The 26,547-nt window shown below is 45.9% G+C and carries 25 protein-coding genes and 1 tRNA gene; 17 read left to right on the forward strand and 9 right to left on the reverse strand.

Going from position 1 to position 26,547, the window contains the following annotated elements:
- Positions 1-95: 95 nt before the first annotated feature.
- From AC1DE7_RS03515 to AC1DE7_RS03540, 6 genes are all read left to right on the forward strand, one after another.
- The gene (locus tag AC1DE7_RS03515; protein WP_477533743.1) at positions 96-1,526 is read left to right on the forward strand and encodes an NAD(P)-binding domain-containing protein; all 1,431 of its coding nucleotides are present in this window, start codon (positions 96-98) and stop codon (positions 1,524-1,526) included.
- 134 nt (positions 1,527-1,660) lie between these two features.
- A complete protein-coding gene (locus AC1DE7_RS03520) occupies positions 1,661-2,146 on the forward strand; it encodes a hypothetical protein (RefSeq protein WP_477533744.1) in 486 nt (161 codons plus the stop codon).
- A 212-nt stretch (positions 2,147-2,358) separates the two neighbouring features.
- Positions 2,359-3,105 (forward strand): DeoR/GlpR family DNA-binding transcription regulator, encoded by a 747-nt coding sequence (locus AC1DE7_RS03525; RefSeq protein WP_017689448.1) that lies wholly within the window; start codon positions 2,359-2,361, stop codon positions 3,103-3,105.
- Positions 3,106-3,107: 2 nt separating this feature from the next.
- Positions 3,108-4,019, forward strand: coding sequence for a 1-phosphofructokinase (gene pfkB / locus AC1DE7_RS03530; protein WP_405158966.1), 912 nt, complete (start codon positions 3,108-3,110; stop codon positions 4,017-4,019).
- A 90-nt stretch (positions 4,020-4,109) separates the two neighbouring features.
- Complete coding sequence (locus AC1DE7_RS03535; protein WP_127544259.1) at positions 4,110-6,077, forward strand: PTS fructose transporter subunit IIABC; 1,968 nt, start codon at positions 4,110-4,112, stop codon at positions 6,075-6,077.
- A gap of 143 nt (positions 6,078-6,220) precedes the next feature.
- Positions 6,221-7,009, forward strand: a complete 789-nt coding sequence (locus AC1DE7_RS03540) for a class I SAM-dependent methyltransferase (protein WP_477533745.1) — start codon at positions 6,221-6,223, stop codon at positions 7,007-7,009.
- 136 nt (positions 7,010-7,145) lie between these two features.
- On the opposite strand, the gene AC1DE7_RS03545 is transcribed toward AC1DE7_RS03540, so the two are convergent.
- The 3 genes from AC1DE7_RS03545 to AC1DE7_RS03555 all read right to left on the reverse strand — a co-directional run bounded on the left by AC1DE7_RS03545 (position 7,146) and on the right by AC1DE7_RS03555 (position 10,321).
- Complete coding sequence (locus AC1DE7_RS03545; protein WP_036609757.1) at positions 7,146-8,285, reverse strand: zinc-dependent alcohol dehydrogenase; 1,140 nt, start codon at positions 8,283-8,285, stop codon at positions 7,146-7,148.
- A 79-nt stretch (positions 8,286-8,364) separates the two neighbouring features.
- Positions 8,365-9,528, reverse strand: coding sequence for an oxalate decarboxylase family bicupin (locus tag AC1DE7_RS03550; protein ID WP_282322030.1), 1,164 nt, complete (start codon positions 9,526-9,528; stop codon positions 8,365-8,367).
- A 172-nt stretch (positions 9,529-9,700) separates the two neighbouring features.
- On the reverse strand, positions 9,701-10,321 hold the full coding sequence (locus AC1DE7_RS03555) for a GntR family transcriptional regulator (RefSeq protein ID WP_036670058.1): 621 nt from the start codon (positions 10,319-10,321) through the stop codon (positions 9,701-9,703).
- A 200-nt stretch (positions 10,322-10,521) separates the two neighbouring features.
- Between AC1DE7_RS03555 and garR the strand changes: the two genes are divergently transcribed.
- From garR to AC1DE7_RS03570, 3 genes are all read left to right on the forward strand, one after another.
- Positions 10,522-11,415 carry a 2-hydroxy-3-oxopropionate reductase gene (gene garR / locus AC1DE7_RS03560; protein ID WP_315370693.1) on the forward strand — a complete coding sequence of 298 codons (894 nt, stop codon included), beginning with the start codon at positions 10,522-10,524 and terminating at the stop codon, positions 11,413-11,415.
- A gap of 58 nt (positions 11,416-11,473) precedes the next feature.
- On the forward strand, positions 11,474-12,898 hold the full coding sequence (locus tag AC1DE7_RS03565) for a four-carbon acid sugar kinase family protein (protein WP_477533746.1): 1,425 nt from the start codon (positions 11,474-11,476) through the stop codon (positions 12,896-12,898).
- Between the two features lie 92 nt (positions 12,899-12,990).
- Positions 12,991-14,349 carry a GntP family permease gene (locus AC1DE7_RS03570; RefSeq protein WP_036609749.1) on the forward strand — a complete coding sequence of 453 codons (1,359 nt, stop codon included), beginning with the start codon at positions 12,991-12,993 and terminating at the stop codon, positions 14,347-14,349.
- A gap of 90 nt (positions 14,350-14,439) precedes the next feature.
- On the opposite strand, the gene AC1DE7_RS03575 is transcribed toward AC1DE7_RS03570, so the two are convergent.
- Positions 14,440-15,318, reverse strand: a complete 879-nt coding sequence (locus AC1DE7_RS03575) for an SDR family NAD(P)-dependent oxidoreductase (protein ID WP_477533747.1) — start codon at positions 15,316-15,318, stop codon at positions 14,440-14,442.
- 171 nt (positions 15,319-15,489) lie between these two features.
- Here AC1DE7_RS03575 and AC1DE7_RS03580 point away from each other — a divergent pair, with 171 nt between their 5' ends.
- Positions 15,490-15,924 carry a MerR family transcriptional regulator gene (locus AC1DE7_RS03580; protein WP_477533748.1) on the forward strand — a complete coding sequence of 145 codons (435 nt, stop codon included), beginning with the start codon at positions 15,490-15,492 and terminating at the stop codon, positions 15,922-15,924.
- A gap of 64 nt (positions 15,925-15,988) precedes the next feature.
- On the opposite strand, the gene AC1DE7_RS03585 is transcribed toward AC1DE7_RS03580, so the two are convergent.
- Positions 15,989-16,924: an AraC family transcriptional regulator N-terminal domain-containing protein gene (locus tag AC1DE7_RS03585; RefSeq protein WP_477533749.1), complete on the reverse strand. Its 936-nt coding sequence runs from the start codon at positions 16,922-16,924 to the stop codon at positions 15,989-15,991.
- Between the two features lie 160 nt (positions 16,925-17,084).
- On the opposite strand from AC1DE7_RS03585, the gene AC1DE7_RS03590 reads away from it, so the two are divergent.
- The 5 genes from AC1DE7_RS03590 (at position 17,085) to AC1DE7_RS03610 (ending at position 21,767) form a co-directional block, all read left to right on the forward strand.
- Positions 17,085-17,360 carry an Atu4866 domain-containing protein gene (locus AC1DE7_RS03590; RefSeq protein WP_218034846.1) on the forward strand — a complete coding sequence of 92 codons (276 nt, stop codon included), beginning with the start codon at positions 17,085-17,087 and terminating at the stop codon, positions 17,358-17,360.
- A 25-nt stretch (positions 17,361-17,385) separates the two neighbouring features.
- Positions 17,386-18,123 carry an SDR family oxidoreductase gene (locus AC1DE7_RS03595; protein WP_477533750.1) on the forward strand — a complete coding sequence of 246 codons (738 nt, stop codon included), beginning with the start codon at positions 17,386-17,388 and terminating at the stop codon, positions 18,121-18,123.
- 59 nt (positions 18,124-18,182) lie between these two features.
- On the forward strand, positions 18,183-19,085 hold the full coding sequence (locus AC1DE7_RS03600) for a LysR family transcriptional regulator (RefSeq protein WP_017689438.1): 903 nt from the start codon (positions 18,183-18,185) through the stop codon (positions 19,083-19,085).
- Positions 19,086-19,245: 160 nt separating this feature from the next.
- Positions 19,246-19,983, forward strand: coding sequence for a spermidine synthase (locus AC1DE7_RS03605; protein ID WP_477533751.1), 738 nt, complete (start codon positions 19,246-19,248; stop codon positions 19,981-19,983).
- A 272-nt stretch (positions 19,984-20,255) separates the two neighbouring features.
- Positions 20,256-21,767 carry a sensor domain-containing diguanylate cyclase gene (locus tag AC1DE7_RS03610; RefSeq protein WP_477533752.1) on the forward strand — a complete coding sequence of 504 codons (1,512 nt, stop codon included), beginning with the start codon at positions 20,256-20,258 and terminating at the stop codon, positions 21,765-21,767.
- Between the two features lie 50 nt (positions 21,768-21,817).
- Here AC1DE7_RS03610 and AC1DE7_RS03615 read toward each other — a convergent pair whose 3' ends face one another.
- On the reverse strand, positions 21,818-22,180 hold the full coding sequence (locus AC1DE7_RS03615) for a winged helix-turn-helix transcriptional regulator (protein WP_036609739.1): 363 nt from the start codon (positions 22,178-22,180) through the stop codon (positions 21,818-21,820).
- Between the two features lie 224 nt (positions 22,181-22,404).
- Complete coding sequence (locus AC1DE7_RS03620; protein ID WP_477533753.1) at positions 22,405-23,397, reverse strand: Gfo/Idh/MocA family protein; 993 nt, start codon at positions 23,395-23,397, stop codon at positions 22,405-22,407.
- Between the two features lie 226 nt (positions 23,398-23,623).
- Here AC1DE7_RS03620 and AC1DE7_RS03625 point away from each other — a divergent pair.
- Positions 23,624-23,707: transfer RNA gene (locus tag AC1DE7_RS03625), tRNA-Leu, on the forward strand.
- Between the two features lie 106 nt (positions 23,708-23,813).
- Here AC1DE7_RS03625 and AC1DE7_RS03630 read toward each other — a convergent pair.
- Complete coding sequence (locus AC1DE7_RS03630; RefSeq protein WP_036609735.1) at positions 23,814-23,999, reverse strand: hypothetical protein; 186 nt, start codon at positions 23,997-23,999, stop codon at positions 23,814-23,816.
- A gap of 158 nt (positions 24,000-24,157) precedes the next feature.
- Between AC1DE7_RS03630 and AC1DE7_RS03635 the strand changes: the two genes are divergently transcribed.
- Positions 24,158-25,312, forward strand: coding sequence for a sn-glycerol-1-phosphate dehydrogenase (locus tag AC1DE7_RS03635; protein ID WP_477533754.1), 1,155 nt, complete (start codon positions 24,158-24,160; stop codon positions 25,310-25,312).
- Positions 25,313-25,535: 223 nt separating this feature from the next.
- On the opposite strand, the gene AC1DE7_RS03640 is transcribed toward AC1DE7_RS03635, so the two are convergent.
- Positions 25,536-26,132 carry a helix-turn-helix domain-containing protein gene (locus tag AC1DE7_RS03640; RefSeq protein ID WP_017689431.1) on the reverse strand — a complete coding sequence of 199 codons (597 nt, stop codon included), beginning with the start codon at positions 26,130-26,132 and terminating at the stop codon, positions 25,536-25,538.
- Positions 26,133-26,547 lie beyond the last annotated feature (415 nt).

A 26,547-nucleotide genomic window follows, 5' to 3' on the forward strand; every position in this document is an offset into this window, starting at 1 on the left:
ATCACAATTACTCTCAATATAACTGACAACAAACTTACATCAAATAATCAAAGAAAGACTAGTTCATATATGTATCTCGAAAGGGTTGATGAATCATGAGTCTGGAGGCTTTGAATGAACGTGTGAAGAATGATCTGGCGTTTTTGTCATTTGGTGGAGCAAACTGGGTGCGTTCAAGAGAACATGCGGATGGTCATGTCTATGATGTTGTCATTGTGGGTGGAGGACAGAGTGGATTAGGGGCGGCATTTGGACTTCTACGGGAACGGATCTCCAATATTGTTGTCATTGACGAGAATGCATCGGGGCTTGAAGGACCTTGGGAGACTTATGCACGTATGGTTACTTTGCGCACACCCAAGCATCTGACTTCCATCGATCTGGGTATCCCCTCGTTAACCTTTCGGTCATGGTGGGAAGCACAGGTTGGGTCCGAAGGTTGGGAAGAGGTAGACAAGATCCCGCGTGGAGACTGGATGAATTATTTACGATGGTATCGGGAAGTGCTGAATCTGCCTGTGTTTAATGAGGTGAAATTAACGCTGGTTGAGCCTATAGAGAACGGAATACATCGACTTCATGTGAACAAGGCAGGAACTCAGATGGACGTTATCCTTGCTCGCAAAGTAGTGTTTGCTACGGGAATACAAGGTGGTGGAGAGTGGCATGTGCCATCCATGATTTCGGATAGATTACCTCGGGATCGGTATGCCCATACGTCTGAAGCGATTGATTTTGATCGGTTAAAAGGTAAAAGGGTTGCTGTGCTTGGCGGCGGTGCTTCTGCATTCGATAATGCGAGTTATGCCCTTGCCACGGGTGTGGCGGAAGCTCATGTATTTGTGCGGCGGGAACAACTGCCAAGTGTTAATCCCATTCGTCAGATGGAACAATCCGGTATGATTGAGCGATACCACGCTCTGCCGGTTGCTGATAAATATGAAGTGATCTCTCACTTCTTCAAATTCAATCAACCGCCAACCAACGATACGTTTAATCGTGCGGCAGCCTGGCCTGGATTCGAACTGCATTTGAATTCGCCTTGGCTGAGTGTAGAAACGACGGACCAAGGTGCGATTGTGCACACGGCAAAGGGAGCATTTACGTTTGATTTTCTGATTATTAGCACAGGTCTGCTTAGTGATCCGGCACTCCGTCCTGAACTGAAGCTTGTGGAGCCGTACATCGCGCGTTGGCAGGACTGTTACCAGGCTCCGCCAGAACATCGCAATGCATTGTTGGACGCACATCCATACCTGAGTTCCGGGTTTGCAATGACGAGCAGGAGCGAAGAGGGTGAGAAAACGTTGCACGGTCTGTTTGTATTCAACTACTCTGCACTTGCCAGTTGTGGTCTGTCGGCATCGGCAATATCGGGAACCAAGAGCGCGGTGCCCAAACTGGTCTCTGCCATAGCGGATCAGTTGTTCCTCGATGATCGGGAGGTTATTTTACAACAATTCTATGCGTATGAAGAACAGGAATTTACCGCTACGTGGGTGAAAAGTGGTGCCCTCGCTGAGTAATCGCACTCTATAATATTGTGAACGTGTGGCATCTGATGCTGCACGTTTTTTTGTTTTTCATATGATGAAGGTTACACTTGCCTTTAATTTGTTGTAAAATGTCGGTTGGAACATGTTAAAGGCAGGGATAATAGATGAATGAAATGAACTATGAACAATTTAGAGCCCATTTGAAGAAAGCGTCGCGTAAACGAAATGTACCTTTGATTAAGATCGTTGCATTTCAAGAGAAATACATGAAGATTGAAGAAGTTCAATTTTACGATGTGGAACAAAATCATATGAGTGTTCGGGCCTGCAATACGTTGTGGATGCATCTGGAGAATAAATCTTTCCGTAATATGGTGTCCCAACATTTGCAGTTTTATAGAGACATGGAGAACCTGGGTCGGCATTCCTTTGAGAATCTGATCAAAGAACTATATGATACGTCTGTTCCTGTGCTGCTCGATTACAATCCCGCTCATTATTACACCTCGGGGCAGCTCGCTGAGATTCTGGTTATGGACGAGGAGAGGCTGATTGAACAATTGGAGATGGGCCGCTTCAAGGGGGCTTTTATTAATGAAGATGGCAAATGGCTTAAACCCAAACCGGATGTAATGGTTGTAGAGTCATAAACGTCATAAAGTTCCCATGATAAGCAAAATCCTGCAACGCCGCGCATCAAGCGCTGGAAGCTGCAGGATTTTTAATGAAGACGCGAAGGGACAATTGGACAAGAAAATAAGTCGAAAGTTGCGGGTTTTTGAAGGTTTCTAAATTATTTTGAATGAAAGTGGTTGTTTTTTGAGTGGATTATGATACTATAGAAGCAGTTGGAGGAATGAAGATGCTGACTGAAGAACGATATGCTGCAATTATAGAGCGCTTACATTTACAGGGAATTGTGAAATTGCAAGAGCTTGTTGATGTGTTGGGTGCTTCTGAATCAACGATTAGGCGTGACTTGATCGATCTGGAGAGTCGTCAGATGCTCAAACGCATCCACGGCGGTGCCGCACTGGTGAATGAAAAAACGCTGGAACCGGGCATGGAAGAAAAAACGTTCAAAAACATTCAACAAAAAACGACGATTGCCCGTTTGGCTGCACAGGAGATCGAAAATGGCGAATGCATTTATCTGGATGCAGGAACGACAACGTTAGCCATGATTCCTTTTATTGAAGCTAAAGACGTAACGGTTGTTACCAATGGACTTTCACATGTTGAGGCTTTGGTAAGCAAGCGTATTCGCAGTTATTTGCTCGGAGGTATGATGAAAATTCATACAAAAGCAGTCATTGGCAGTATCGCATTACAGAACATGGATAATTTCCGTTTTGATAAATGTTTTCTTGGAAGCAACGGAGTTGATCCCGAAATGGGGTATACAACACCGGATCCGGAGGAAGCCTTGATTAAAAGGCGTGCACATCAATTGTCGGGAAAATCTTATGTGCTGGCTGATTCCAGCAAAATAGGGGAAATTACTTTTGCCAAATTGTTTGATTTGGAGGAGGCCGATTTGATTACCGAGCAGATGCCAGAACATTGGCGGCCTGGAATCGCCCAGAAAACTAAAATAATTGAGGGATAACGATGATATATACGATAACACTTAACCCGTCCATTGATTACATCGTGGAAGTGGATGAGCTGAAGCTTGGCGGATTGAATCGAATGAATCGGGATTTGAAGCTCCCTGGCGGCAAAGGCATTAATGTCTCTCGCATACTGAATCAACTTGGAGCAGATAACACGGCCATTGGTTTCCTTGGTGGATTCACGGGACGTTTCATTAATGAAAAGTTGCAAGAAGATAACATTCGGACAGACTTTGTTACGATTGCAGACGATACTCGCATTAACATCAAGCTGAAGCATGGAGAAGAGACAGAGATTAATGGTCTTGGACCTGCAATAAGTGCCGAAGAGGCGGAGCAGTTGCTTCACAAATTGTCCTCATTGCAAAAAGGAGATATTGTCATTCTCTCCGGAAGTGTACCTCCTTCACTTGGAACGGATTTTTATGATCGTCTCATTAAAGTGTGCAAGCAAACGGGTGCCGAATTTGTGATTGATACAACTGGCCCTGCGTTAATGGAAGCTCTTGAACATGCACCATTGCTGGTGAAGCCAAATCATCATGAACTGGCCGAACTGTTCGGTGTAACGATTAATACTCGCGAGGAACTGGTGTTATACGGGCGTAAGTTGCTGGAAGCCGGTGCCAAACATGTGTTGATCTCCATGGCAGGCGAGGGTGCATTATTCATTACCAAAGCGGAAGTTCATCATGCGAATGTGCCAAAAGGTACTGTGAAAAACTCGGTTGGTGCCGGTGACTCCATGATTGGCGGATTCGTAGGTACCTATGTACAGAGCGGAAATTTGCTGGAAGCTTTCCGCACAGGGGTTGCATCTGGAAGCGCAACTGCGTTCTCGGATGATCTGGCAACACGTGAATTGATTGATGAATTGCGTAATCAAGTGACCATTACGACAATCTAGTCTAACGGTCTTATAGAAGGTCTTAATTGTAATTGTAATGTAGTGAGGCCTGCCTATGCAGGCCGACTGAACTTAAGGGAGTGTACCAAGATGAGAATAACAGACTTGATGATCCAAGAAACGATGATCATGGACCTGCAAGCCACAACCAAAGATGAGGCTATTGATGAACTAATTGCAAGCCTGAACCGAAGCGGACGAATCAATGATCCGGTCCTGTTCAAGCAAATGATCTATAAAAGAGAAGCTGAATCCAGCACAGGTATCGGTGGCGGAATTGCAATGCCACATGCCAAAACAACAGCGGTGAACGAACCAACAGTTGTATTTGCCAAGAGTAGAAAAGGACTTGATTTTGAAGCGTTGGATGATCAGCCAGCTCATGTGTTCTTCATGATTGCGGCTCCAGAAGGCGCAGGTAATACCCATCTGCGTACGCTTGCAGCTCTTTCCAGGTTGTTGATTGATAGCGATTTCATCTCACAATTGATGAGTACAGATACACCAGCCGAAGTTAGTGCATTGTTTGATGCCAAACAGGCTGAAGCAGCTGAGAAGGAAGCAGCCAAAGAAAAAGAAAAAGCTGAAAAAGCAGCAAATGCCGCATCCACTTCTACTACTGGTCAGCAACAGAATACTTCTGGTGTGATTGTAGGTAATGCCAATTCGGAAGATTTTGTTGTTGCGGTTACAGCCTGTCCAACCGGTATAGCTCATACGTTTATGGCTGAAGATGCACTTAAAAAGAAAGCTCAGGAAATGGGCATTAATATTCGCGTAGAGACAAACGGCTCTGAAGGAGCGCAGAATGTTCTCACTGCTGATGAGATCGCTCGTGCTAAAGGGGTTATCGTTGCCGCAGACAAAAATGTGGAGATGGCACGTTTCGATGGCAAACCGGTATTGCAAAGACCGGTGAGTGATGGAATCCGTAAATCCGAAGAGCTGATTCGCAAGGCTGTTAACGGTGATGCACCGATCTATCGCAGCCAAGGCGGAAATGCCAAGGAAGAGAGCGCAAGCACTGGCAAGATTAGTGTAGGTAGCAAAATCTATAAAGATCTGATGAATGGTATCTCGCATATGCTGCCATTCGTTGTAGGTGGCGGTATACTGCTAGCAATCTCCTTCTTGTTCGAACAGCTTGCTAGCCCTGAGAATCCGATTGTGCAACTGCTTCAAACGATCGGTGGCGGAACAGGTGCGTTCCACTTCCTGATTCCGGTACTTGCCGGATTTATCGCGATGAGTATTGGTGATCGCCCGGCCCTGATGCCTGGTATGGTCGGTGGATTGATGGCGGTTAACTCAAACGCCGGTTTCCTTGGTGGTTTGGCTGCCGGTTTCCTGGCGGGTTATGTAGTTATTGGTCTCCGTAAGTTGTTCAAAGGGTTGCCAAAAGCGATTGATGGCTTGAAACCAATCTTGCTGTATCCGGTATTTGGCTTGCTGATCGTGGGTGCAATCAGTTTCTATGTCTTTGATCCAATCTTTGGTTCCCTGAACACATGGCTTGTAGATGCACTGGGTAATCTGGGTACAGGTAATGCGGTATTGTTGGGCTTGCTGCTTGGCGGTATGATGTCCATCGATATGGGCGGACCGTTCAATAAAGCGGCTTACACATTCGCTATTGGGGTATTCACATCCAGTGGTAACACAGACGGTGCATGGATGGCAGCGGTTATGGCAGGCGGTATGGTGCCTCCTTTGGCGATTGCACTTGCAACAACATTCTTCAAATCCAAATTTACAGAGCAAGAACGCAAATCAGGCCTGACTAACTATGTACTTGGATTCTCTTTCATTACAGAAGGTGCAATTCCATTTGCTGCGGCTGATCCATTACGTGTATTGACTTCTTGTATTCTGGGTTCCGCTGTTGCTGGCGGATTGACACAACTGTGGAGCATTAATGTACCAGCTCCGCACGGCGGGATCTTTGTTGCAGCACTGGCGAACCACGCATTATTGTTCCTGCTCGCTGTTGCGATTGGTTCTGTGATCTCCGGTCTGATTCTGGGACTGTGGAAGAAGTCACCAACGCTTGTGAAGTAATAAATATAAGAAACATCTCCTGGGTGAAATTCACTTGGGGGATGTTTTTTATTTCAGCTTTTACATTCATCTATGGTAAAATAAATATAATTATATTTTGAAACTATGTTTTGTCTAATGAAACTTATGCAGGAGGAATTGGAATGTCTGATGTAATTAAAAGTCAGGTGCAGAAGCAGTTTGCGAAAAATGCTGGTAAATACGTGACGAGTTCGGGGCATGCCAAAGGTGAGGATCTCGCGTTGCTCGTGGCTTTATCTCAAGCCACTCCGGATATGAATGTGCTGGATATCGCCACTGGGGGAGGGCATGTCGCCAACGCTCTGGCTCCACTTGTTCAGCGGGTGACAGCTCTCGATCTAACGGAGGAAATGCTACAGGTGGCTGAACAATTTATCCAGGGCAATGGACACTGTAATGTAGATTTTGTTGCCGGGGATGCAGAGAAGCTGCCATTCGATGATGATATCTATGACCTTGTAACCTGCCGAATCGCTGCTCACCATTTTCCGGATGTTTCTTCGTTTGTTCATGAGGCATTACGAGTTATGAAGCCCGGTGGAAGGTTGTTATTCATTGACAACGTGGCACCTGAACGTGATGAGAATGACCAGTTTTACAATGAAGTGGAGAAGTGCCGGGATGCAAGCCATGTTCGAGCATGGCGCAAGACGGAATGGATTCATATGCTGGAGTATGCGGGCTTCCGAATGGAAACGATGGTTTCCTTCCAGAAGCGCTTTAAGTTTGAAGAGTGGTGTAACCGTGCGGCACTGCCGGAACGGAAGAGAAGGGAACTTGAAGCAAGTATGTTGAGTGCACCGTCCATCATCAGAAAATTTTTCAATTTTGAAGTGACAACGAACGGGAAGCTCGACAGCTTCCAAGGAGAAAGTGTGTATATCCAAGCGACTAAACCGACTCATGTCTGATTAGGTAAAGACCGTTTAGGCTCAGCAGTTTATGCAACGGTAACAGGATGAATGTCGATAAAATAAAACAAGCAGAGTACCTTGAACAGGTAGTTCTGCTTGTTTTATTTTGCATATTTATAATCAAAGCGACGGTTCAGGGTTTTAGTATAACTTTGGTACATTCGTCTTCATGATCGTTGAAAATGCGGTATGCATCGCTTGCATTCTCCAGTGAAATCCGATGGGAGATGATCTCCGTTGGATCAAATTCACCAGCAGTGATTTTGCGGAACAATTCAGGCATGTAATGTATAACAGGAGCTTGTCCCATTTTAAGATTGATATTGCGTTCAAACAAATTACCTAACGGAAACATGTTGTAGGAAGAGCCATATACACCCGTAAGTTGGAGTGTGCCGAATTTGCGGATTGCTTTCATGCCGATTTCGATCGCACTCAGTGAACCGCCATGAAGTTTCAGCTTCTGTCCGATCTCCTCCAGCGTGGTTTTTTTACCATCCATACCTACACAGTCGATAACAACGTCGGTTCCGCCTTGTGTAATCTCACGAATGTGCTCACCCATATCATCGTAATCTTCGAAATTAAAGATCTCTGCATCGTTCAAACGTTTGGCTTTCTCCAGTCGATAGGGCAGGCGATCCACAGCAATAACACGTTTGGCACCTTTCATCCAGGCGAACTTCTGTGTCATCAGCCCAATGGGTCCACTACCGAGTACAGTAACCGTATCTCCCGGTTTAACTCCGGCATTCTCCACGCTCCAATATGCGGTTGGAAGAACATCGGACAGGAATAATAAAGCCTCATCTTCCAGTTCACAGGATTCAGGAATCACAAACGGAGTGAAGTTCCCGTAGGGAACACGCAATAATTCTGCCTGACCTCCGGGGTGGTTTCCGTAACGTTCGGTGAATCCAAAATATCCACCTGTATGAATATCCGGATTGCCATTGGAATTATCGCACTGGCTCTCCATGTCATGATTGCAATAGAAGCATTCACCACAAGCGATGTTAAAAGGCAGGACCACACGGTCCCCCTTCTTCACACGTGTCACTTCTGGACCTACTTCTTCTACAATGCCCATCGGTTCATGACCGATAACGTAATCTTTGGCAGCAGGCAAGGCTCCCTGATAAATATGCAGATCCGATCCACATATAGCTGTGGAAGTAATACGAACGATAATGTCATCCTTCTGTTGCAGTTTGGGATCTTCAACCTCTTTGACTTGAATGTCCTTGATTCCCTGAAACGTAACGGCTCTCATCTTTCATATTCCTCCTTATATAGTGGGATTCTCTGACAATTACCCCATTTCAGCTTAAATGATAGATATACATACTAAATTAAACGACAGGCCATTTTACTTTACGCAAGGCATTGAGCAACTCAGGCGGCGCATTCAGATTGTCACGGACCAGATCCTGCGGGGTTAACGCCATCCACTGATTCAGCGATACATCCTCGAATCGATCACTTCGGAATATCTCCAAAAACCATAAAGTGTCTGTGCTGGTATTTTGTATATAGTGTCCCATTGCGACAGGAACATATCCGACATCTCCAGCCCGATAGTCAAATGTGCGAGCAATGCCATTGCCTCCAAAGACAGTCATTCTCCCTTGTCCTGTCAGATAGTATTGCCATTCATCTGCATTGGGATGCCAGTGCAGTTCACGCATGGCGCCAGGTCGGATCTCAACGAGTGCGGCTGCAACGGTAGTTGAGATGGGGAAGTTGGTGGAGTCGACAATCCGGACGCTTCCGCCGGGGGTAATGAGTGGTTCCTGGGCCAGCAATCGGTGTTTGAATGTGAGAGGAACAGTACCATATGGCGACTGAACTTCTTGGCTCTCGATGGAACCCGGGACGGTATCTTGGAAAATGTAGACCTGTTCCTTCGGCATTGACTGAAAAGCGGATTCGGGCACGCCGAAATTGACAGACAATACCTCTGGTGGGGTATGGGCAAACCAATCGGATATGGATAACGTATTCAGATCGGAGAAGGACCCGTCATCAAACACAAGCAGAAATTCACAACCATCCTCCAGTCCCTGAATGGAATGGGGTAGACCCTTGGGGAAAAACCAGAGATCGCCAGGCCCGACATCCGCAATAAAATTACGTCCGTTCTGATCTACCGAAGTGATTCTTGCCGTTCCCCAGATCATATAGGCCCACTCGGATTGCTGATGCCAGTGCAATTCCCTTACACCTCCCGGTGTCAGGCTCATGTTCACACCTGCCAGTGTAGTGGCAATAGGGAGATCCCGTACGGTGATTTCACGTGACCAACCCCCATGGTTCAATTGCATATGGGTATCGGAAAAAGACATTCTCAGATTGGGCAATAACCCGTTATCGGTTGCCGGAGGTACCAGCATATCGGGGTTTTGTATATCTCTCATGACGTCTCTGGGTCCCAGATCAGGTCCACCAGCGCCATCACTGCGAATGGGTTGCGGGATAATAAATGATTTTTCGTTAGGTTGCTGTCCTTTAGTCATTGAGTGATCCCTCCAGATTCAAAAACATGTCACACGCGACATTGTATCGTTATGTTTACACCTATGAATCAGGGCCTGGATAATATGAGGGACAAACGACAAAAAAAGACGTGACCGCATGTGGTCACGTCTTTATACGGATGTGAGAAAGTCGAACAATCCATGAATCCGGTTATCGAATCAAATGAAGGCAGAATTCCAGATCGGATTGCAGATGCTCTTTCATCAGTCGTTCGGCAGTCTGCCCGTCATGTGCCTTGATCGCTTCACAGATCTGATGATGCTCTTCAATGAGGAAGGGGCGCTGATAATACACAACCGTCTGACGGAATAGATAAATGACGGATTGCATTTTGTCGAAGAGATCAATCATCAATGCGTTATTACTCGCGCGCATGATGATTTCGTGAAACTCTTTATTGGCTTCCATAATCTCTTCTTTGCTTCCGGTATGTCCCACTTGAACGCAATGCTCAAGAGCCGCCACTTCCTGGGCGGATAAGAAGGCAGCTGCAGATTGAGCCGCATGTCCCTCCAGTAACTTCCGTAATTCAAACGTATTTCTTAGATCGGTCTCGGTTAGCTTGACGACCCGTTTGTTCACGACTAATCCTTCCTGTTCCAGGCGGCGGATGGATTCTCGGATCGGAGTCCGGCTGACATTCAGATCGGTCGCCAGCTTCTCTTCCACAAGTTTGGTTCCCGGAGAAAGGGTGCCTTGCAAAATCATGTCCCGCAGAACTTCATAGGCCTGCTGATAAGCTGGACGGGACTTGTCCGTACTTGGTTGCATTGTATTTCACCTCTCCCTTTACTTTAGCGAAAAAGAAGGTAATAAACAACAAGATTAAAAACCAAATTTTAATTTTCGGATACATAAATAATAAAATTGTATACAAAAATTAAAATGTTGTGTACAATAACGAATGTGAACAGGAATGATAGCGATTACAAGAGTGAAAAGCGAAGAATTTAGGCTGGAGGGATTGCAAGATGAAGAAACGAATTGGATTTATTGGACTCGGTATTATGGGACGTCCTATGTCATTGAACCTGATCCGGGCGGGATATGATGTAAGCGTATACGATATTAATCAAACGGCTGTGATGTCATTGGCTGATGCAGGAGCGCGAGGCGCAGCATCTCCGAAAGAGGTGGCTGAGCATAGTGATGTCATCTTCACGATGCTGCCCAACTCAGAGCATGTCCGCACCGTTATAACGAGCGAACAAGGTGTGCTGGCAGGAGCCAATACGGGAAGTATCATTATCGACATGAGCTCAATCTCGCCGGTCGTTTCCAAAGAGCTGGCTCAGCTTGTATCCAAATCAGGCTTGCATATGTTGGATGCGCCCGTAAGTGGTGGGGAACCCAAAGCTATAGATGGTACACTCGCCATCATGGTGGGTGGCAATGAAATGATTTTCGAATCTGTGAAAGAGGTTCTGCAAGTGGTCGGACAGGATGTAACGCGAGTGGGGGATAATGGTTCAGGTGCAACAGCCAAGCTGGCGAATCAGATTATCGTGAACCTGAATATTGCCGCCATGTCCGAAGCGCTTGTATTTGCAGCCAAGGCTGGCATTGATGTAGAGAAGATGTATCAGGCAATCCGTAGTGGCCTTGCTGGAAGTGCGGTACTGGATGCAAAAGTTCCACTCATTCTGGATCGTAACTTTGTCGCTGGGGGACGCATTGATATTAATCTCAAAGACATGACCAATGTGATGGAAACGGCGCATGATATCGGTGTTCCTTTACCGCTCAGCAGTCAGTTGCTGGAGATTTTCCATGCACTGAAGATTGATGGTAAAGCCGCAGATGACCATGGCGGAATCGTTCAGTATTTTGAGAAACTCGCAGGTGTAGAAGTGAATCGGGTCTAATAAAAAATTAAAAAAAGAAAAAAGAATGTTAATAGATATAGATATGAGGTGGAGAGACATGACCTATCAGACGTTATCGGATATCCCCGTAGCTCTTCGGACGGACAACTCTTCTGAAGGAGTGCGAGGACAGATTAGGCAATTGCAGGATGCGAGGGCTCGCAAAATTATTGTGCTGGATGATGACCCAACCGGTGTACAGACGGTTCATGATATTGATGTGTTGACACAGTGGGACAAGCCACTGTTGCAGGAGGCGTTTCGATCCTCTGAATCGTTATTCTATATTCTGACCAATACACGAGGGCTGGATGCAGATACAGCGGAACGTATTAATCGGGAGATTGCCCGCAATGTGCAAGAGGTTGCAGCAGAGGAAGGAACGAGTTTCACCTTTGTGAGTCGTAGTGACTCCATGCTACGTGGTTATTATCCGCTGGAGACGGATGTGCTAGCCGAAGAAGTGGCGCGTGTCAGCGGACGTGCATATGACGGACAACTGATCATTCCGGCCTTTTTCGAGGCAGGACGGGTTACGATAGGCAACACGCATTATATGGTTGAGGGCGAACAGTTGATTCCAGTTCATGAGACGGAATTTGCCAAGGATAAAGTATTTGGGTATGAGCATGGAGATCTGCCATCGTGGGTAGAGGAGAAGACTTCAGGCCGTATTAAGGCTAGTCGCTGCCTCACCATTTCACTGGAGGAAATCCGTCAAGGAGTCGATATAGTCAAAGCGATTTTGCTAAAAGCCGAAAGCAATGTACCGATTATCGTGAATGCGCTCTCTTATGCAGACATGGATGTACTTTCTCTGGCTTTGCTTCAAGCAGAGGATGAGGGGAAAGCCTTTATTTTTCGGACGGCGGCCTCCTTTGTCAAATCGTATGCAGGCATCTCGGATCAGGCATTTCTGCCGAAAGAGCAGCTGATCGCAAGCGGACAGGAACAACATGGAGGAATCGTTGTTGTTGGTTCCTATGTGCAGAAGACGACTCGTCAACTGGAACAACTGCTTACGTTTCCGGGCATCATCAGTCTGGAGATCGATGTGGAGCGTGTATTAACGCCGGATGGATATACGGAAGAAATTCGACGTGTGATTGGTGAAGCGAACAGACAGCTTGCGGAGGGCAACAATGTTGTTGTATACAGCAGCCGTAAGCTCATCACCGTAGAAGGACATGAGGGCAATTTCAAGATCAGTCAGACGGTATCGTCAGCGTTGGTCGAGATTGTGCAATCTCTTGAAGTCGTACCGAAGTTCATTATTGCCAAAGGTGGCATTACATCCAGTGATGTGGCAACAAAAGGTCTGGGCATACGCAAAGCAAGGGTGCTCGGTCAAGTGGCTGCGGGCATTCCGGTATGGTTGACAGGGGAAGAAGCCAAATTCAGTGGTATCCCATATATCGTGTTTCCAGGGAATGTTGGCGGGGAACGTGCGCTACTGGAGACGGTAGAGAAGATCGAAGCTTAAGCTTAATACGAAGGTGCGCAGTGTTCAGGTCGTTTGGGCCAGTGTAATTCTGCGTGCTGACACAACATAACAACTTGGGGGAGGCTATTCGGATGTATTCCGTATTCGGTCTTAGTCATGATGCAAGTCTGCTGCTCTACGCACTGATATCCATTCTTGGATTGATTCTGTTAATTGCCAAATTTAAAATGAATCCATTTGTTGCCCTAATCGTGGGCGCTGTCTTTATGGGATTGATCTCGGGTATGCCGTTCACGGATATCGTGAAATCCTATCAGGAAGGTGTTGCAAGCGTTCTCGGATTCATCGCGATTGTTCTGGGACTTGGAACGATGCTCGGGAAACTCATGGCCGAGTCTGGTGGGGCCGAACGAATAGCCCAGACACTCGTTCGTGTCTTCGGTGAGAAGAACGTACACTGGGCGATGATGGTTGTTGCGCTGATCTGTGGTATTCCGGTATTTATCCAGGTTGGAATCGTGCTACTCTTCCCGCTGGTATTTGTTATTGCGAAGCATACAGGGACGTCGCTAATCAAAATCGGACTTTCACTTGTCGCGGGTCTTGCCGTGGTACACAGTCTGATTCCGCCTCATCCGGCGGCGATGCTCGCGGTAGGAATATTCAATGCCGATGTTGGTAAAACAATATTCCTGGCTCTGATTGTATCCCTTCCAGCCGCAGCAATTGCAGGTCCGCTCTATGGAACATGGATTTCCAAGCGGATCAAAGTCGAGACTTCAAGTGAGCTAATGGAACAGTTCACTGAGACCAAAGATCGGGAACTGCCTGGTTTCGGCATCACCCTCTTTACGATCTTGCTTCCGGTGATTCTGATGTTGCTCGCTACGATTGTGGATCTGATTTTACCAGAGACAAACGGATTCCGTCAGGTCGTTGATTTCATCGGTAGTCCGATTATTGCACTGCTGCTCGCTTTGCTCTTTTCCTTTTATTCTTTTGGATATGCACGTGGTTTCAGCAAACAGCAGATATTGAAATATACAAATGATTGCTTGGGCCCAGTTGCTTCCATTATCTTGCTGATCGGTGCAGGAGGCGGATTCAACCGTATCCTGACAGACAGCGGTGTAGGTGACGCGATAGCGGGTTTTGCCCAAAGTGCGCATCTGTCGCCACTCGTGCTGGCCTTTGTTATTGCCGGATTGATTCGTGCGGCGGTAGGTTCAGCTACGGTTGCTATGACAACAGCGGCGGGCATTGTGGCTCCAATCGCTATGACGATGCCGGGGGTAAGTCCGGAGTTGCTGGTGCTCGCAACGGGAGCAGGTTCAATTATTTTGTCCCATGTGAATGATTCGGGATTCTGGATTGTCAAAGAGTATTTGAATCTGTCTGTGCCGCAGACACTTAAGACATGGACGGTCATGGAGACCATTCTCGGATTTGCCGCCTTTGGCATGGTGTTATTGTTGAGTGTCTTTATCTAACAAGGAAAAAAACCATAAAGCCTATAAACCTAAAAACACGCCGCTATGGCGTGTTTTTAGGTTATGTTTACTGCTCACCATCCATCATGATTAAGATGGGGTGATTGTGGTCTTTCCAGACTGCGTTGTACGAAAACGCTGCTCGTAGATCTCGTTTACCCGCTTTAAAACAGCAGGGCCTTGCTCTGTGAAACGAAGCGCTGTCGCTTTATTTTTAACCAGGAACGCACCGGATTCGTGTCCGGTTGGGGATAAGGCTGCATTGTAGAGCAGCGAAGCGCCATGGCTTGGATGAGGAAAGAACCATTTCATGATAGGTTTGATATAGAAGGGCAGGCCGGATGTTTTGTTGCCCCTTAGCGTATTATTTCCACCGGGATCTACGCTTAGTAATTGCATGCCATCCGCATTGGGAGACTTGGCAACCTCGCGTGTCCATAGGGATAAGCCGAGCTTCGAGGTGGCATAAGGACCAAACAGCTTTTTGAATTCGGCTGGACGTTCCAGGATGTTCATATCAAATTGTCTGACCATATTGAACGAGGTGGTGGAAGTATTAATAACTGTTTTCATCTGTCCTTTGAGCAATCGCTCAACTAATTCCATGTAGATGATGTAAGGGACTACCGTCTGAAGTTCAAAGTGTAGTTCATGCCCCTGATCAGAGAAACGAAGTTCGGCAGCGCTGCCTCCGGCATTGTTAAACAAGACATCAATTGAATCGGTATCGGATTTAATCTGATCCAGTGCAGTTCTCAAACTGTCGTAGTTGGTCAGATTGGCCTGAACCCAACGGAGCTGGCCTGTACGTAAGGCGTTCTGAATATCGTTATCCTCGGATGGGAAAGCAGAGCGGTTGAGACCGATTACCTGCCATCCTTCAGCCAGTAACTGGCGTGTCAGTTCAAGACCAATTCCTGACGTTGACCCTGTGATGAGAGCTGTGCGAAGTTGATTTTGTATATTCATATATACCTCCAGAAGAATGGGATTACAGAACGAATCTGTATGCTGCGCTCATTCTATAACTTGGAGTCGACTCCAAGTCAAGGGGTGTTGGGATGGAATGGATCATGCTTGACTTGGAGTCAGCTCCAAGTTGTAATATGGAGAGAAATGAATGTGGAGGAGGCCCATATGATGAGTGAGAATGAAGTGTTCTCCATTAAAGAAACGTCAGAACAGGCCGGATTATCAGAAGATACAATTCGTTATTATGAGAAGATTGGGCTGCTTCCCCGAGCGGAACGCAAGGCCAATCGCCATCGGGTATATCGCTCGGAGGATATCCATACGATGAAGTTGATCACTTGCCTGAAAAAAACAGGAATGTCTCTGGAGGAAATGAAGCCTTATTTACAAATGTCCATGGATTCCGATCTCTCAGATTTCCCGGATGAATGGGAGATGCTGGTGAATCACCGGAAGAAAGTTGAAGCACAGATTGCTTCGCTACAGCAGGTGGTTGATTTTATCGACGAGAAGTTGGAGAAACGAAGTATGTATCCTGATGAATGTCCTATTACCGGGGAGAACCAGATGTCTGTTTTTGAAAAACAGAACCTATTCTCTTGATGGCACTGCTGCCTATATGAATCCGAAAACCCACGTCATGATGACGCGGGTCTTTTTGTTGTTTCTAGTTTTTAATATCGAGTGTAAGACGAAGTCGTTTGATATCGCTTTTGGGAGGGAGACCATACATGCGTGCATACTCCCGGCTGAATTGAGACGGACTTTCATAGCCAACCTGGAACGCAGCGTCGGCGGCATCGGTTGAACCTGCTAGCAGCATTCGCCGGGCTTCATGCAATCGAATTTGTTTCTGGAATTGCAAAGGGCTCATGGCAGTAATAGCTTTGAAATGATGATGTAATGAGGAAGAACTCATGTTGATCATGGCAGCAAGTTGTTCAATCCGAAGTGGCTTAGCGTAATCAGATTGGATGACTTCGATCACCTCGGCGATGTGTTGTGCATGACTGTCCTGAATAGCAAACTGCTTGATGGAATGTCCATGTTCATCCTGGATAATACGATATAGAATTTCGCGGATAAACAGAGGGGCAAGGACAGGAATGTCTTCAGGTGTATCCAGCAGCCGAACCAATCGGATCACGGCTTCAAGAAGGGAAGGTTTGGTTGAGCTAACAAACAATCCTCTTTGTGTTGTATGGTCAGGTTTGGGTTGTGCAGAAGGCGTATCCTGAATCAGATCGAAAATCTGCCCTGAATCAAAATCCAGTCGAATACATAGATAGGGATGTTCGGTTGTAGCCTTTATAACCTGCCCTGAAATAGGCAAGTTTACGGAAGCTACCAAATATTGTGACAGGTTGTAGGTGTAGCTCTCTCGGCCGAGTATAACTAATTTGGAACCTTGGGCGACAATGCAGAGGGAAGGCTGATAAACGGAATATATGGGTTGTGAGATCTCGGAGGCACGGATTAAGGCAAGGGATGGAATTGCTGTTGGATGTATCCCGTCACTTGGGGTGAAATGCTCAATAAGCTGAGCCAATTGTTGTTGCTGCTCCGTGATGCTCGTATCCGTTTCATTTGTTTTGATAAGCATGAATTGCAGTCCCCCTTGTAAAGCACGATTACTATTATTTTAAAATGCTCTGGAGGAATAGGCAAGAATACTGCGGGATTTTTCTATCGTACAACGACTGATCCTCTACATAATGGAGATAAGCAACGGAATCTTTTGAAGCAGAGAGGAGTGAGAAACAATGGAGCGCAATTCAATGGGCGACCAACAAGAACCAAAACACCCGTATGTGGGGATGTGGGTCACGAAGGATGGATATATCAGACATGAACTTCTTCCTTGCGGTAGATATGATGAAGCGAGAGGAGATCGGCAAAGTGCATATCAGGGTCGCTATGTTGTTCATGGGAAACATATAGAGTACGTGGATGATACGGGATTTACAGCGGATGGAGACTTCAGGGACGGCGTTTTGTACCATGCAGGCATGGTTTTGTATAGAGAAAATGTACAATAACAACTAAATAAGGAGCGATTAAAATATGTCCAATGTAAAAGGGAAAGTGGTTGTCATTACCGGTGCGAGTAGTGGAATTGGCGAGTCAACAGCTCGATTGCTTGCACAGCATGGAGCACATGTAGTTATTGGAGCTAGACGTATGGAACGTTTGGAGGCATTGGCCTCCTCCATTCGTTTGGAGGGCGGATCGGTGGAGTATCATTCGCTGGATGTTACCAGATTGGAAGAGATGCAAACCATCGTTGACCTCGCTCAAACTCGCTATGGACGTATCGATGTTATTTTAAATAACGCTGGAGTTATGCCGCTATCTCCCCTTGAATCGTTAAAAGTAGATGAGTGGAATCGCATGATAGATGTTAACATTCGTGGGGTTCTGCATGGCATTGCAGCTGGACTACCCATCATGAAAAAGCAGGGTTTCGGCCAGTTTATTAATATCGCCTCTATTGGAGCCTATGCCGTGTCACCAACGGCAGCGGTGTATTGTGCAACCAAATACGCGGTCCGCGCCATCTCGGAGGGGTTGCGACAGGAAGTAGGCGGAGATATCCGTGTAACCCTTGTATCACCGGGCGTGACGGAATCGGAACTCGCGGATACGATCTCTGATGAAGAAGCACGTGATCTCATGAAAGAGTATCGGCGCATATCGATTCCCGCCTCGGCGATTGCGCAAAGTATATTGTTCGCCATTAGCCAGCCGGCAGAGGTGGACGTAAATGAGATTGTAGTGAGACCGACAGCAAGCATGGCTTAAGTTCGGATCCTCTTTTGGTATATAATAGATTCAATTGATACGAAAAGAGGAATAGTGCAGTGACATTACAACAACTAAAATATGTGATCGAAGTTGCCACGCGCGGTTCCATGAATGAAGCAGCCAAAAGGTTGTTTATCTCGCAACCCAGCCTTTCGAATGCCATTCGGGATCTGGAGCAGGAGTTGCGAATTACTATTTTTGAACGTACCAATAAGGGAATATCTCTGTCTAAAGAAGGCGTTGAGTTTCTGAGTTATGCACGTCAGGTGGTAGAACAAGCTGAATTGCTGGAGAATCGTTATCTGAACGCCAAGCCATCCCCGCAGCACTTCTCTGTATCGACGCAGCATTATGCGTTTGCAGTGAATGCCTTTGTTCGTCTGGTACAGCAGTATGGTCAGGATGAATACGAGTTGGCGCTTCGGGAGACAAAGACCTACGAGATTATTCAGGACGTGAAAAGCCTGCGCAGTGAAATTGGCATCCTGTATTTGAATGAGTTCAATGCCAAGGTGATTAACAAATTGTTAAAAGATGCGGGATTGGTTTTCACGAGTTTGTTCACAGCCAAGCCCCATATCTTTATCAGTGTGAAGAACCCGCTGGCGAAGCAGGAGTCGGTTGCAATCGAGCAACTGCAGGATTATCCGTACTTGTCATTTGATCAGGGAGAGTACAATTCCTTTCACTTTTCCGAAGAGATTCTGAGTACGTTATCTCACCCCAAAAGCATACAGGTCAATGACCGCGCAACATTGTTTAACCTGTTGATTGGTCTGAATGGTTATACGATTTCTACAGGTGTACTTAGCGCTGATCTGAACGGAGACGAGATAATTCCTGTACCGCTGGAATGTGAGGAATCCATTAATGTAGGGTGGATAAGCCACAAGAGCACTTCTCTCTCTAATCTGGGTGTAGCATATGTCCAGGCTCTGCATGAGGCCATAGGGTCTTAGAAGTGTTAAATGGTTCATCAAAAGGCCGTTTCCGAATGAGTCGGAACGGTTTTTTTGTTGTACTACGATCTTTAAAGTATAGGGTGGTATGTTGTCATCCCGTGTAATAGAATGAAGGTATATGTCGAATGTGTGCAAGAGATCGAAGGGAGAACGGTTAGTGAGAGTTCTGTATCGGAATAAAAGTGAACAGCATGAGCTGACGGTATATGATACCAAAAAACTTTATGGAGAGAAGGGCCAGTTTCGTGTATTAGAATTCTCCAATGCAGCTGTGCAGGGAGCCATGGATCTGGATGAGCCTAACCGGATGGTGTTGGAGTATCCGAGAGCGATGGTGCATCTAATGGAACGGAATGATCCTGAGTTTGATACCGTATTTGTGGTGGGACATGGTATTGGCACATTGCCAACCTACTTGTCTGATCGTCAGGTAAAGGTGGCTGAGCTTGACGCAGAGGTCGTGGAGTTGAGCCAGACCTTTTTTGGTTATGAGGGAAGCCCTGTGCTCATTGGGGATGGTCGTGAATTATTAGGCCAGGAAGCCGCTGCGACATATGATTATATTATTATTGATGCCTTTACGGCAACGGGTACACCGGAGCAGTTTATATCCAGTGATTTTTTTGCCATGGTCAAGGACAAGCTGGACTCGGACGGAGCTGTCATCCTTAATGTGTTTGGGCGTGCGGGCAACGATCGGCTTGTCAATGCGATCTATACGACACTTCAGGCACAGTTTTCCTATACACGTGCATTCGCATTACCTACAGAAACAGCGGATGAAGTTCAAAATCGCATTTTAATGGGTAGTCATCACCCGATCGAATTTCAGGTTCGTCAGATGGCAGGGTTTGTTAAACAAGAGCCAGAAGAAGGATATATCATTGTCGATTAGGGCGATTCTGAACAGTGATTCTTCCAGGGAAAGTAAAATGTCATTAAATCGTCAATCTTACGATGTAATTGTTAAGATTTCTCAGTCTCTTTATTTGATCTTAACAACTTTCGTATAAGATAGAAGGAATATGCTTTTTCATGAAAATCCGGGGGAAGTAAACGATGATTGCACAGATCAAGAGATCTAGAAGATTACGAAGAAAAATAAAAAACATCAAGAAGATCAGCCTCACGGCTTTACTCGGCGGGTTGGTCACTATTTCAGTTATAATGACATTGACCCTCATGGTCATCTCATCTTATACATCTCAGAAACAGTCACTCATTGATAACACCCTGTCCTTAAACTATGCAAGCGCTGTGCAAATGAGCCAAACGCTGGATTCGCTTTTTTATTCCATGCAGGAGAGCTTGAAATATGCAGCCACATATTTCACGGATATGGATAACTCCAATACAAAAGAGTTGAATTCCACATTGGATTTGGTTCGCAATAGCAGTAATTTTTTCAATTCCGTTTCTTTGGTAGATAAAGCAGGAGTAGTTAGGTCTACCTCACCTTACTCACAGGCTAGCGTAGGTCATCATGTTAGTTCCAATGCGGCAAAAGAAGCGGTTAGCTTGAGGACTTCGTATATCTCCGAAGCGTACCAGACACCCAGAACCAAACGCAGAATTGTATTTGTCAGTGAACCGATCTTTGATTCGGCAGGGGAGTACCAAGGAACGATTGGTGGAAATATCTTTTTACAGGAAAATAATATATTGAGTCTGTCTTTTGGCAGTCAGCTCAAGACAAGTAACGGGTCCTACTTTTTTATTGTGGATAAGAAGGGCACTTTGTTATTTCACCCAAACACCAACCGAATTGGTGAAAATGTCAGTAAAAATGAAGTGGTGCAAAAGCTGTTAGCAAACAAGAACGGTAAAGAACAATACAAAAACCTGGCAGGTGTGGATTCGCTTGCAGGTTATTACAAAGTTCCATCAACAGGTTGGGGCGTCGTAATCGTGTCTCCAACCCAAACGGTGTACGATCAGTTGAATCATCATATCCGTATGTTGTTGCTGTACACTTCAGTGCCTTTCCTGATCCTGACCCTTATTGTGGTTCGGGTTGCACGCAAGCTGGCCAGTCCTTTTGCTATGCTGGCTGATTTGGTGAATCAGGTCGATAAGGGACAAGTAGATCTGCCTGTGATGAAGCCTCACTGGAATAGAGAGGCAGACCTTCTAACAAGAGCAGTTGTTGGCGCATTGGCGAACTTTAGGAAGCAGACAAACCAGCTTGTCTATGATGCCAGAACAGATGTTTTAACAGGAATGAACAATCGCAGAACCTTCGAAGAAGTCATTCAGGAATGGATTCAGGATGAGGCGCCATTCTCCATTATTGTTCTGGATATCGACCGCTTCAAGTCCATTAATGATACATTCGGGCATCATGCTGGGGATGAAGTATTAAAACACATTGCCAATATCATTCAATTGTCTGTTCGACCAGAAGATGTCTGCGCCCGGTTTGGTGGAGAGGAATTTGTAGTCTTGTTAAGAAATTCCGAGTCTAACGTCGCTTTTGAGATTGCTGAACGTATCCGAATAACGGTCGAAGAAAGCATATTGCCTATAGATCGTTCCGTCACCATCTCGGCTGGAATTGCTGAATATCCCAAGCACTCCACAACATCCACAGAACTGTTTCACTTGGCGGATAATGCACTGTATCAAGCGAAGGAAGAGGGACGTAACCGTACGGTTACGATCCAATCGGTTATTAAATAGGCAAGTAAAGAAGCTGTTCCCTAAACACCAGGGACAGCTTCTTTTGTGTACTATACCTCTTGTGAGGATCTGGCTAGAACCTCATTTGTATACGTTTCTCCCCAATCTCGCATGCTGAAGATAATCGGCCGTAACGTTTCACCAAATGGTGTGAGGGAATACTCCACTTTAGGTGGGATCTGGGGGTATATTTCACGATGAACAATTCCGCTGCTTTCCAACTCTCGAAGTTGCAGGGTGAGCATACGCTGGGTGATGTCAGGAAACAATTTTCGGATCTCGTTAAATCTCAAAGGACCGGAAAATAAATGATACAAAATGGCACCTTTCCATTTGCCTCCGATCACACTGAGGGTAACTTCCACGGAACAGCCGTATGGCGCGGGACATAGCTTGGTCGCGTCCTTTTTCATTATAAGTACACCTCCACTTTCCGGTGATTTTCTATAGTATCTATTTGGGTGGTTATATTACATAACGTACGTATAGTTCATGAAAGAGCATATCACTTATGATGCGGATTATAAACCCTAATTATAGTTGAAGGCAGATGTGTTGATGTCTATAAGATAAAAAAAGAGCCCGGGTTTCAGGCTCTTCGCTGGATGTATAAAATATGATGATGAGCGTATATACGCTACTTCAGTGACGATAGAATGGAGTCACATAGAGCCATCGTTGCAATATTATCCTTGGCACTGGAATGTGGGACAGTCTGATTCTGGCAACACGCAATGAAGTGCGCCATTTCACCAACAAACCCACGTAGATAAAGGTCACGATAAGCTCCGGACATGGGAGATCCGGAAGGTGTAAATACAGTATCTTGCTCCTCGAGAGATTTCCAGGGAAGGCTGGTCGAGCTTCGGGATTGATGAACAGTAAGTGTGTTGATCTCTTCAGCTGACGCAAATCCGTTGTCAAAGGTGACGAGTACACTTTCACTCTCCCGTGACCAAGCACTCATGCCGGTAAAATAAGCGCTACCTACTACGTTATTTTCAAATACAAGGGAAATGCTTTGATTAATGTGTTCCCCATCCTTCACGGTTGTGCCTGTAACTCGTATTGCTTCTCCGAATAAGTAACGCATCAGATCAACCATATGAATGGCAGCGAGCTTCATGAACTGTTCCTCATCCTTGCAAAATGGGGTACTGTCTACAGCGAATTTCATCTGGAATGAACGTACCTTACCTAGCGAACCTCTATCAATTAGCTCCTTCAGCTTCATGTATATGGGGGCATAACGCTTCATAAAACCGACCATGACAACGACGCCAGCCTGCTCGGCAGCTTCTGCTACAGTGGCGGCTTCCGCTGCGTTCCATCCGAGCGGCTTATCCACGTATACATTCTTGCCAGCCCGAATGCATTCGAGAACAAGAGCGGTCTGATCTACAGGCTGGGCGACCACAACGACTCCGTCACAGATTTCCTGCTGCAACATAAGCTGAGCGTTATCATACGCTTGTCCGTTGCTGCCAAATCGCAGCAGAGCTGCTTCAGAGCGTTCCATACTGCGTGTGGCAATGGCCTGGATCTGCGCTCCGGATTCAACAACAGAAGGGTAAATATTCGTGGATGCATGAAACCCGGCACCGATAAAGCACAGATGGGTTGTTTTCAAGGTGGATCTCTCCTTCATTTTTGCATTCGTATGGATGGTATATTTGTTGTTTAATGCTACGATAGGGTGTTTGAAGTTGAGAAAAAAGGACATATGTCCTATTCTTGAATGAGTAAAAAAAGAAGTTGCATTTTTATTTTGGAGCATGTATACTCTGAATTACGGTAAAACAAGGAATTGTTTCACCGGAACGCTTTTCATCGATGGATGAGGAGATACATATTATGCGGTCGTGGCGGAATTGGCAGACGCGCACGGTTCAGGTCCGTGTGGGCTAACCCCCGTGGAGGTTCGAGTCCTCTCGACCGCATCTAACAAAAAAAGGTTCGTGAGTTGCTCTAGGGCAATTCACGAACCTTTTTTTGTTTTGTGGATCATTCGTGTGAAGCCTACATTTTGCTACCAGCATGCTAATGCTAATGTTGCCGCTGGCGCAGAATGACTGCCGTGATGATCCCGGCAATGGCTCCTGCAATACCAAATAGCGTTACACTGGCAACCACTTCAACCGACTGGAGACGAAACAAAAAAGCGATACCGCTGCCAAAAGTGGTTCCAGCGAGAAATCCGAGCGAAATTCCTAATTCTTTCGTTAATTTCATTGCTTCACCTACTTGGAAATGTGAGATATGGATTTGCAAATATTGGGTACAGGCAGTAAAGTGTGATCAGGAAAATCATCACATTTTATTTCCTTTTTTATCTTGTGGTTTTAACCCGTTAATTATGCATGATATCTCATATGGGAGGGTAAGAGCGAATGAATATGAACGAACGAATTGCAGCATGGAATGAGGAAGCACAGCAGTGTGCTTGCGGTCATCAACACAGAGTGGTGGATATGCTGATACATCTGGAAGCTGGTGCCATTCAGAGGTTACCGGGTTATTTGTCTGAGCAAGGATATCGTCAGGTGACGGTTGTTTATGATCGACATACGTTTCGGGCCGCCGGATCTGATGTGCTGAGTAGTATTCGCGAAGCGGGAATGCATGTGGATGAGATCGCTCTACCGGAGAATCGCACGGGGGATATCATTGCGGATGAAGCAGCTATTGTACAGGTCATGTTGGGTGTGAGACTCGAAAGTCAGGCTGTAATTGCGGTGGGTTCAGGTACCATTCATGATCTGGTGAGATTTGTTTGTTCCAAAATGAGCAAGCCCTTTCTGTCGATACCGACAGCGGCTTCAGTGGATGGGTTTACCTCTGCGGGTGCACCCTTAATTGTAAGCGGAATCAAACAGACATTTCAGGCTGTTCCGCCTGAAGCCATTTTTGCCGATATGAATATCCTGGAGCAAGCTCCCCAAGTGATGACGGCTGCCGGATTCGGAGATATGCTTGGCAAATATACTTCCCTTGCAGATTGGATTGTTTCTCGTGAACTGGGCGGAGAACCGTTCTGTCCGGTTGCTTATCGGATGACAGAAGAAGCGCTGAATACCTGCATAGATCATGTACAAGCGATTGCGGAGGGGCGAGCAGAGGGAGTAGCTGTATTAATGGACGCATTAATTGTTTCCGGTATCTCCATGCTGATCATTGACCATTCCCGTCCGGCATCCGGAGGTGAGCATCATCTGTCCCATATTTTGGAGATGGATCTGATGCAAGCGGGAGAAAGACCGGTTCTGCATGGTGCCAAAGTTGGCGTAGCATGTGCATTGCTTACAGTAAAATATAAAGAACTTGCACAGACATCGGATGAACCAGTGTTTGGGATATATGATCAATTGCCGGAGGCTTCTCAGCTCATCGCATGGTTGGAACAAGTAGGTGGATCTGTGACTACTGAGCAACTCGGTGTAACCCCGGAGATGGTGGAACATGCATTCAACACAGCGCATACGCTTCGTCCTCGATATACCGGATTGAGATATATCAATGAAGTGTTAAACACGAGATTAGGATGACCTTTTAGAGAGAATGATCATGATGAAATGCATTAACTTCGCTTTTAGCGGGCTGTGATGGCTCTCCTTGGGAGCAAAAGACGAAAAAGGGTAGGTTATCTGACATTTCAGATGGAATAGCCAGAACAGTGCTTCAAGTCCGAGAGAGAGGGCATGCATTTATTTTAAAAAAGGCTCTGGCCTCCCCTATAGGGAGATCAGAGCCTTTTGGCTGTTCGCTTATTTAGTTGTTGCGACGATCTTTCAAGATGACATCTGCGAACAAAATAGTTTTCGGGATACGGAAAAATTGCTCCGCTTGTTCCTGAAATGCAGCAGAAGGCAGTGTTCCCTGATGCAGCCATTTGCGGAAAGTGCCGGGATGAACCCCGATCCAGTGGCTGACATCTGTCACCGACAGATCATGGACCATACACAAGCCTGTCAAAATACGGTTACTAACCGGAGAACGGGTCACCGTACGCTTCATGAAGCGAGATGACTCGGGTTGACATATGACAGGGCTATTACGCACAACTTCTTCATTGAAGAGAATATGACGCGGGTAGCCGAGTAATTGGCAAGTCTTGTCCAAATTGGTACTGCCGGGTATCCGTCCTTCATATACCCACGCACTGACACTGCGTGAAGAGATGGAGAGGTCTTCAGCAAGCTGGGACAACTTGATATCATTGGCCATCAGCACGGCAAGAAGAACACGATTGCGGATTTGACAGCGTGTCGGTTTTCGGAATCGTTTAACACGGACGCCTTTTCCCAAGTATTTACGGTTGATCAGAGACCACGCCTGGATGGAATGTTGTTCTGGTTGATTAGGCATATTTCCTCCGATTTTTTTTAACCAAATACTACAATAAACAACGGGGTACTTTCAAGTGCCGGGATTACCTGTTACAAATGCGTCAATGCGTCAATTCACGATAAAGAGGGAACTACGAACTAGACCATGCGCAATTCACATCCTAGTATATTCCTAGATTACAATGTTTCACTAAAAATGTGGGGAGAAATTGGACAGGAATAAAAATAATATAGTTCTAATTACTTATTACTAGGTCTAAAGAACTTTTATCTGTTTTTTGTTGATATGATGCGGTTTATTTCCCTGAATTCCCCAAAATCATGTGATTTTCGTTCCCCTGTTGCGAAGAGGATGTGCACAAATCTGAAATGATAAATCCGCATGTTCAGCATGACATGTGACCTGTCAAATCTCTTACTTTTACATATATTGT

It is taken from the genome of Paenibacillus sp. 10L310 (assembly GCF_056395745.1).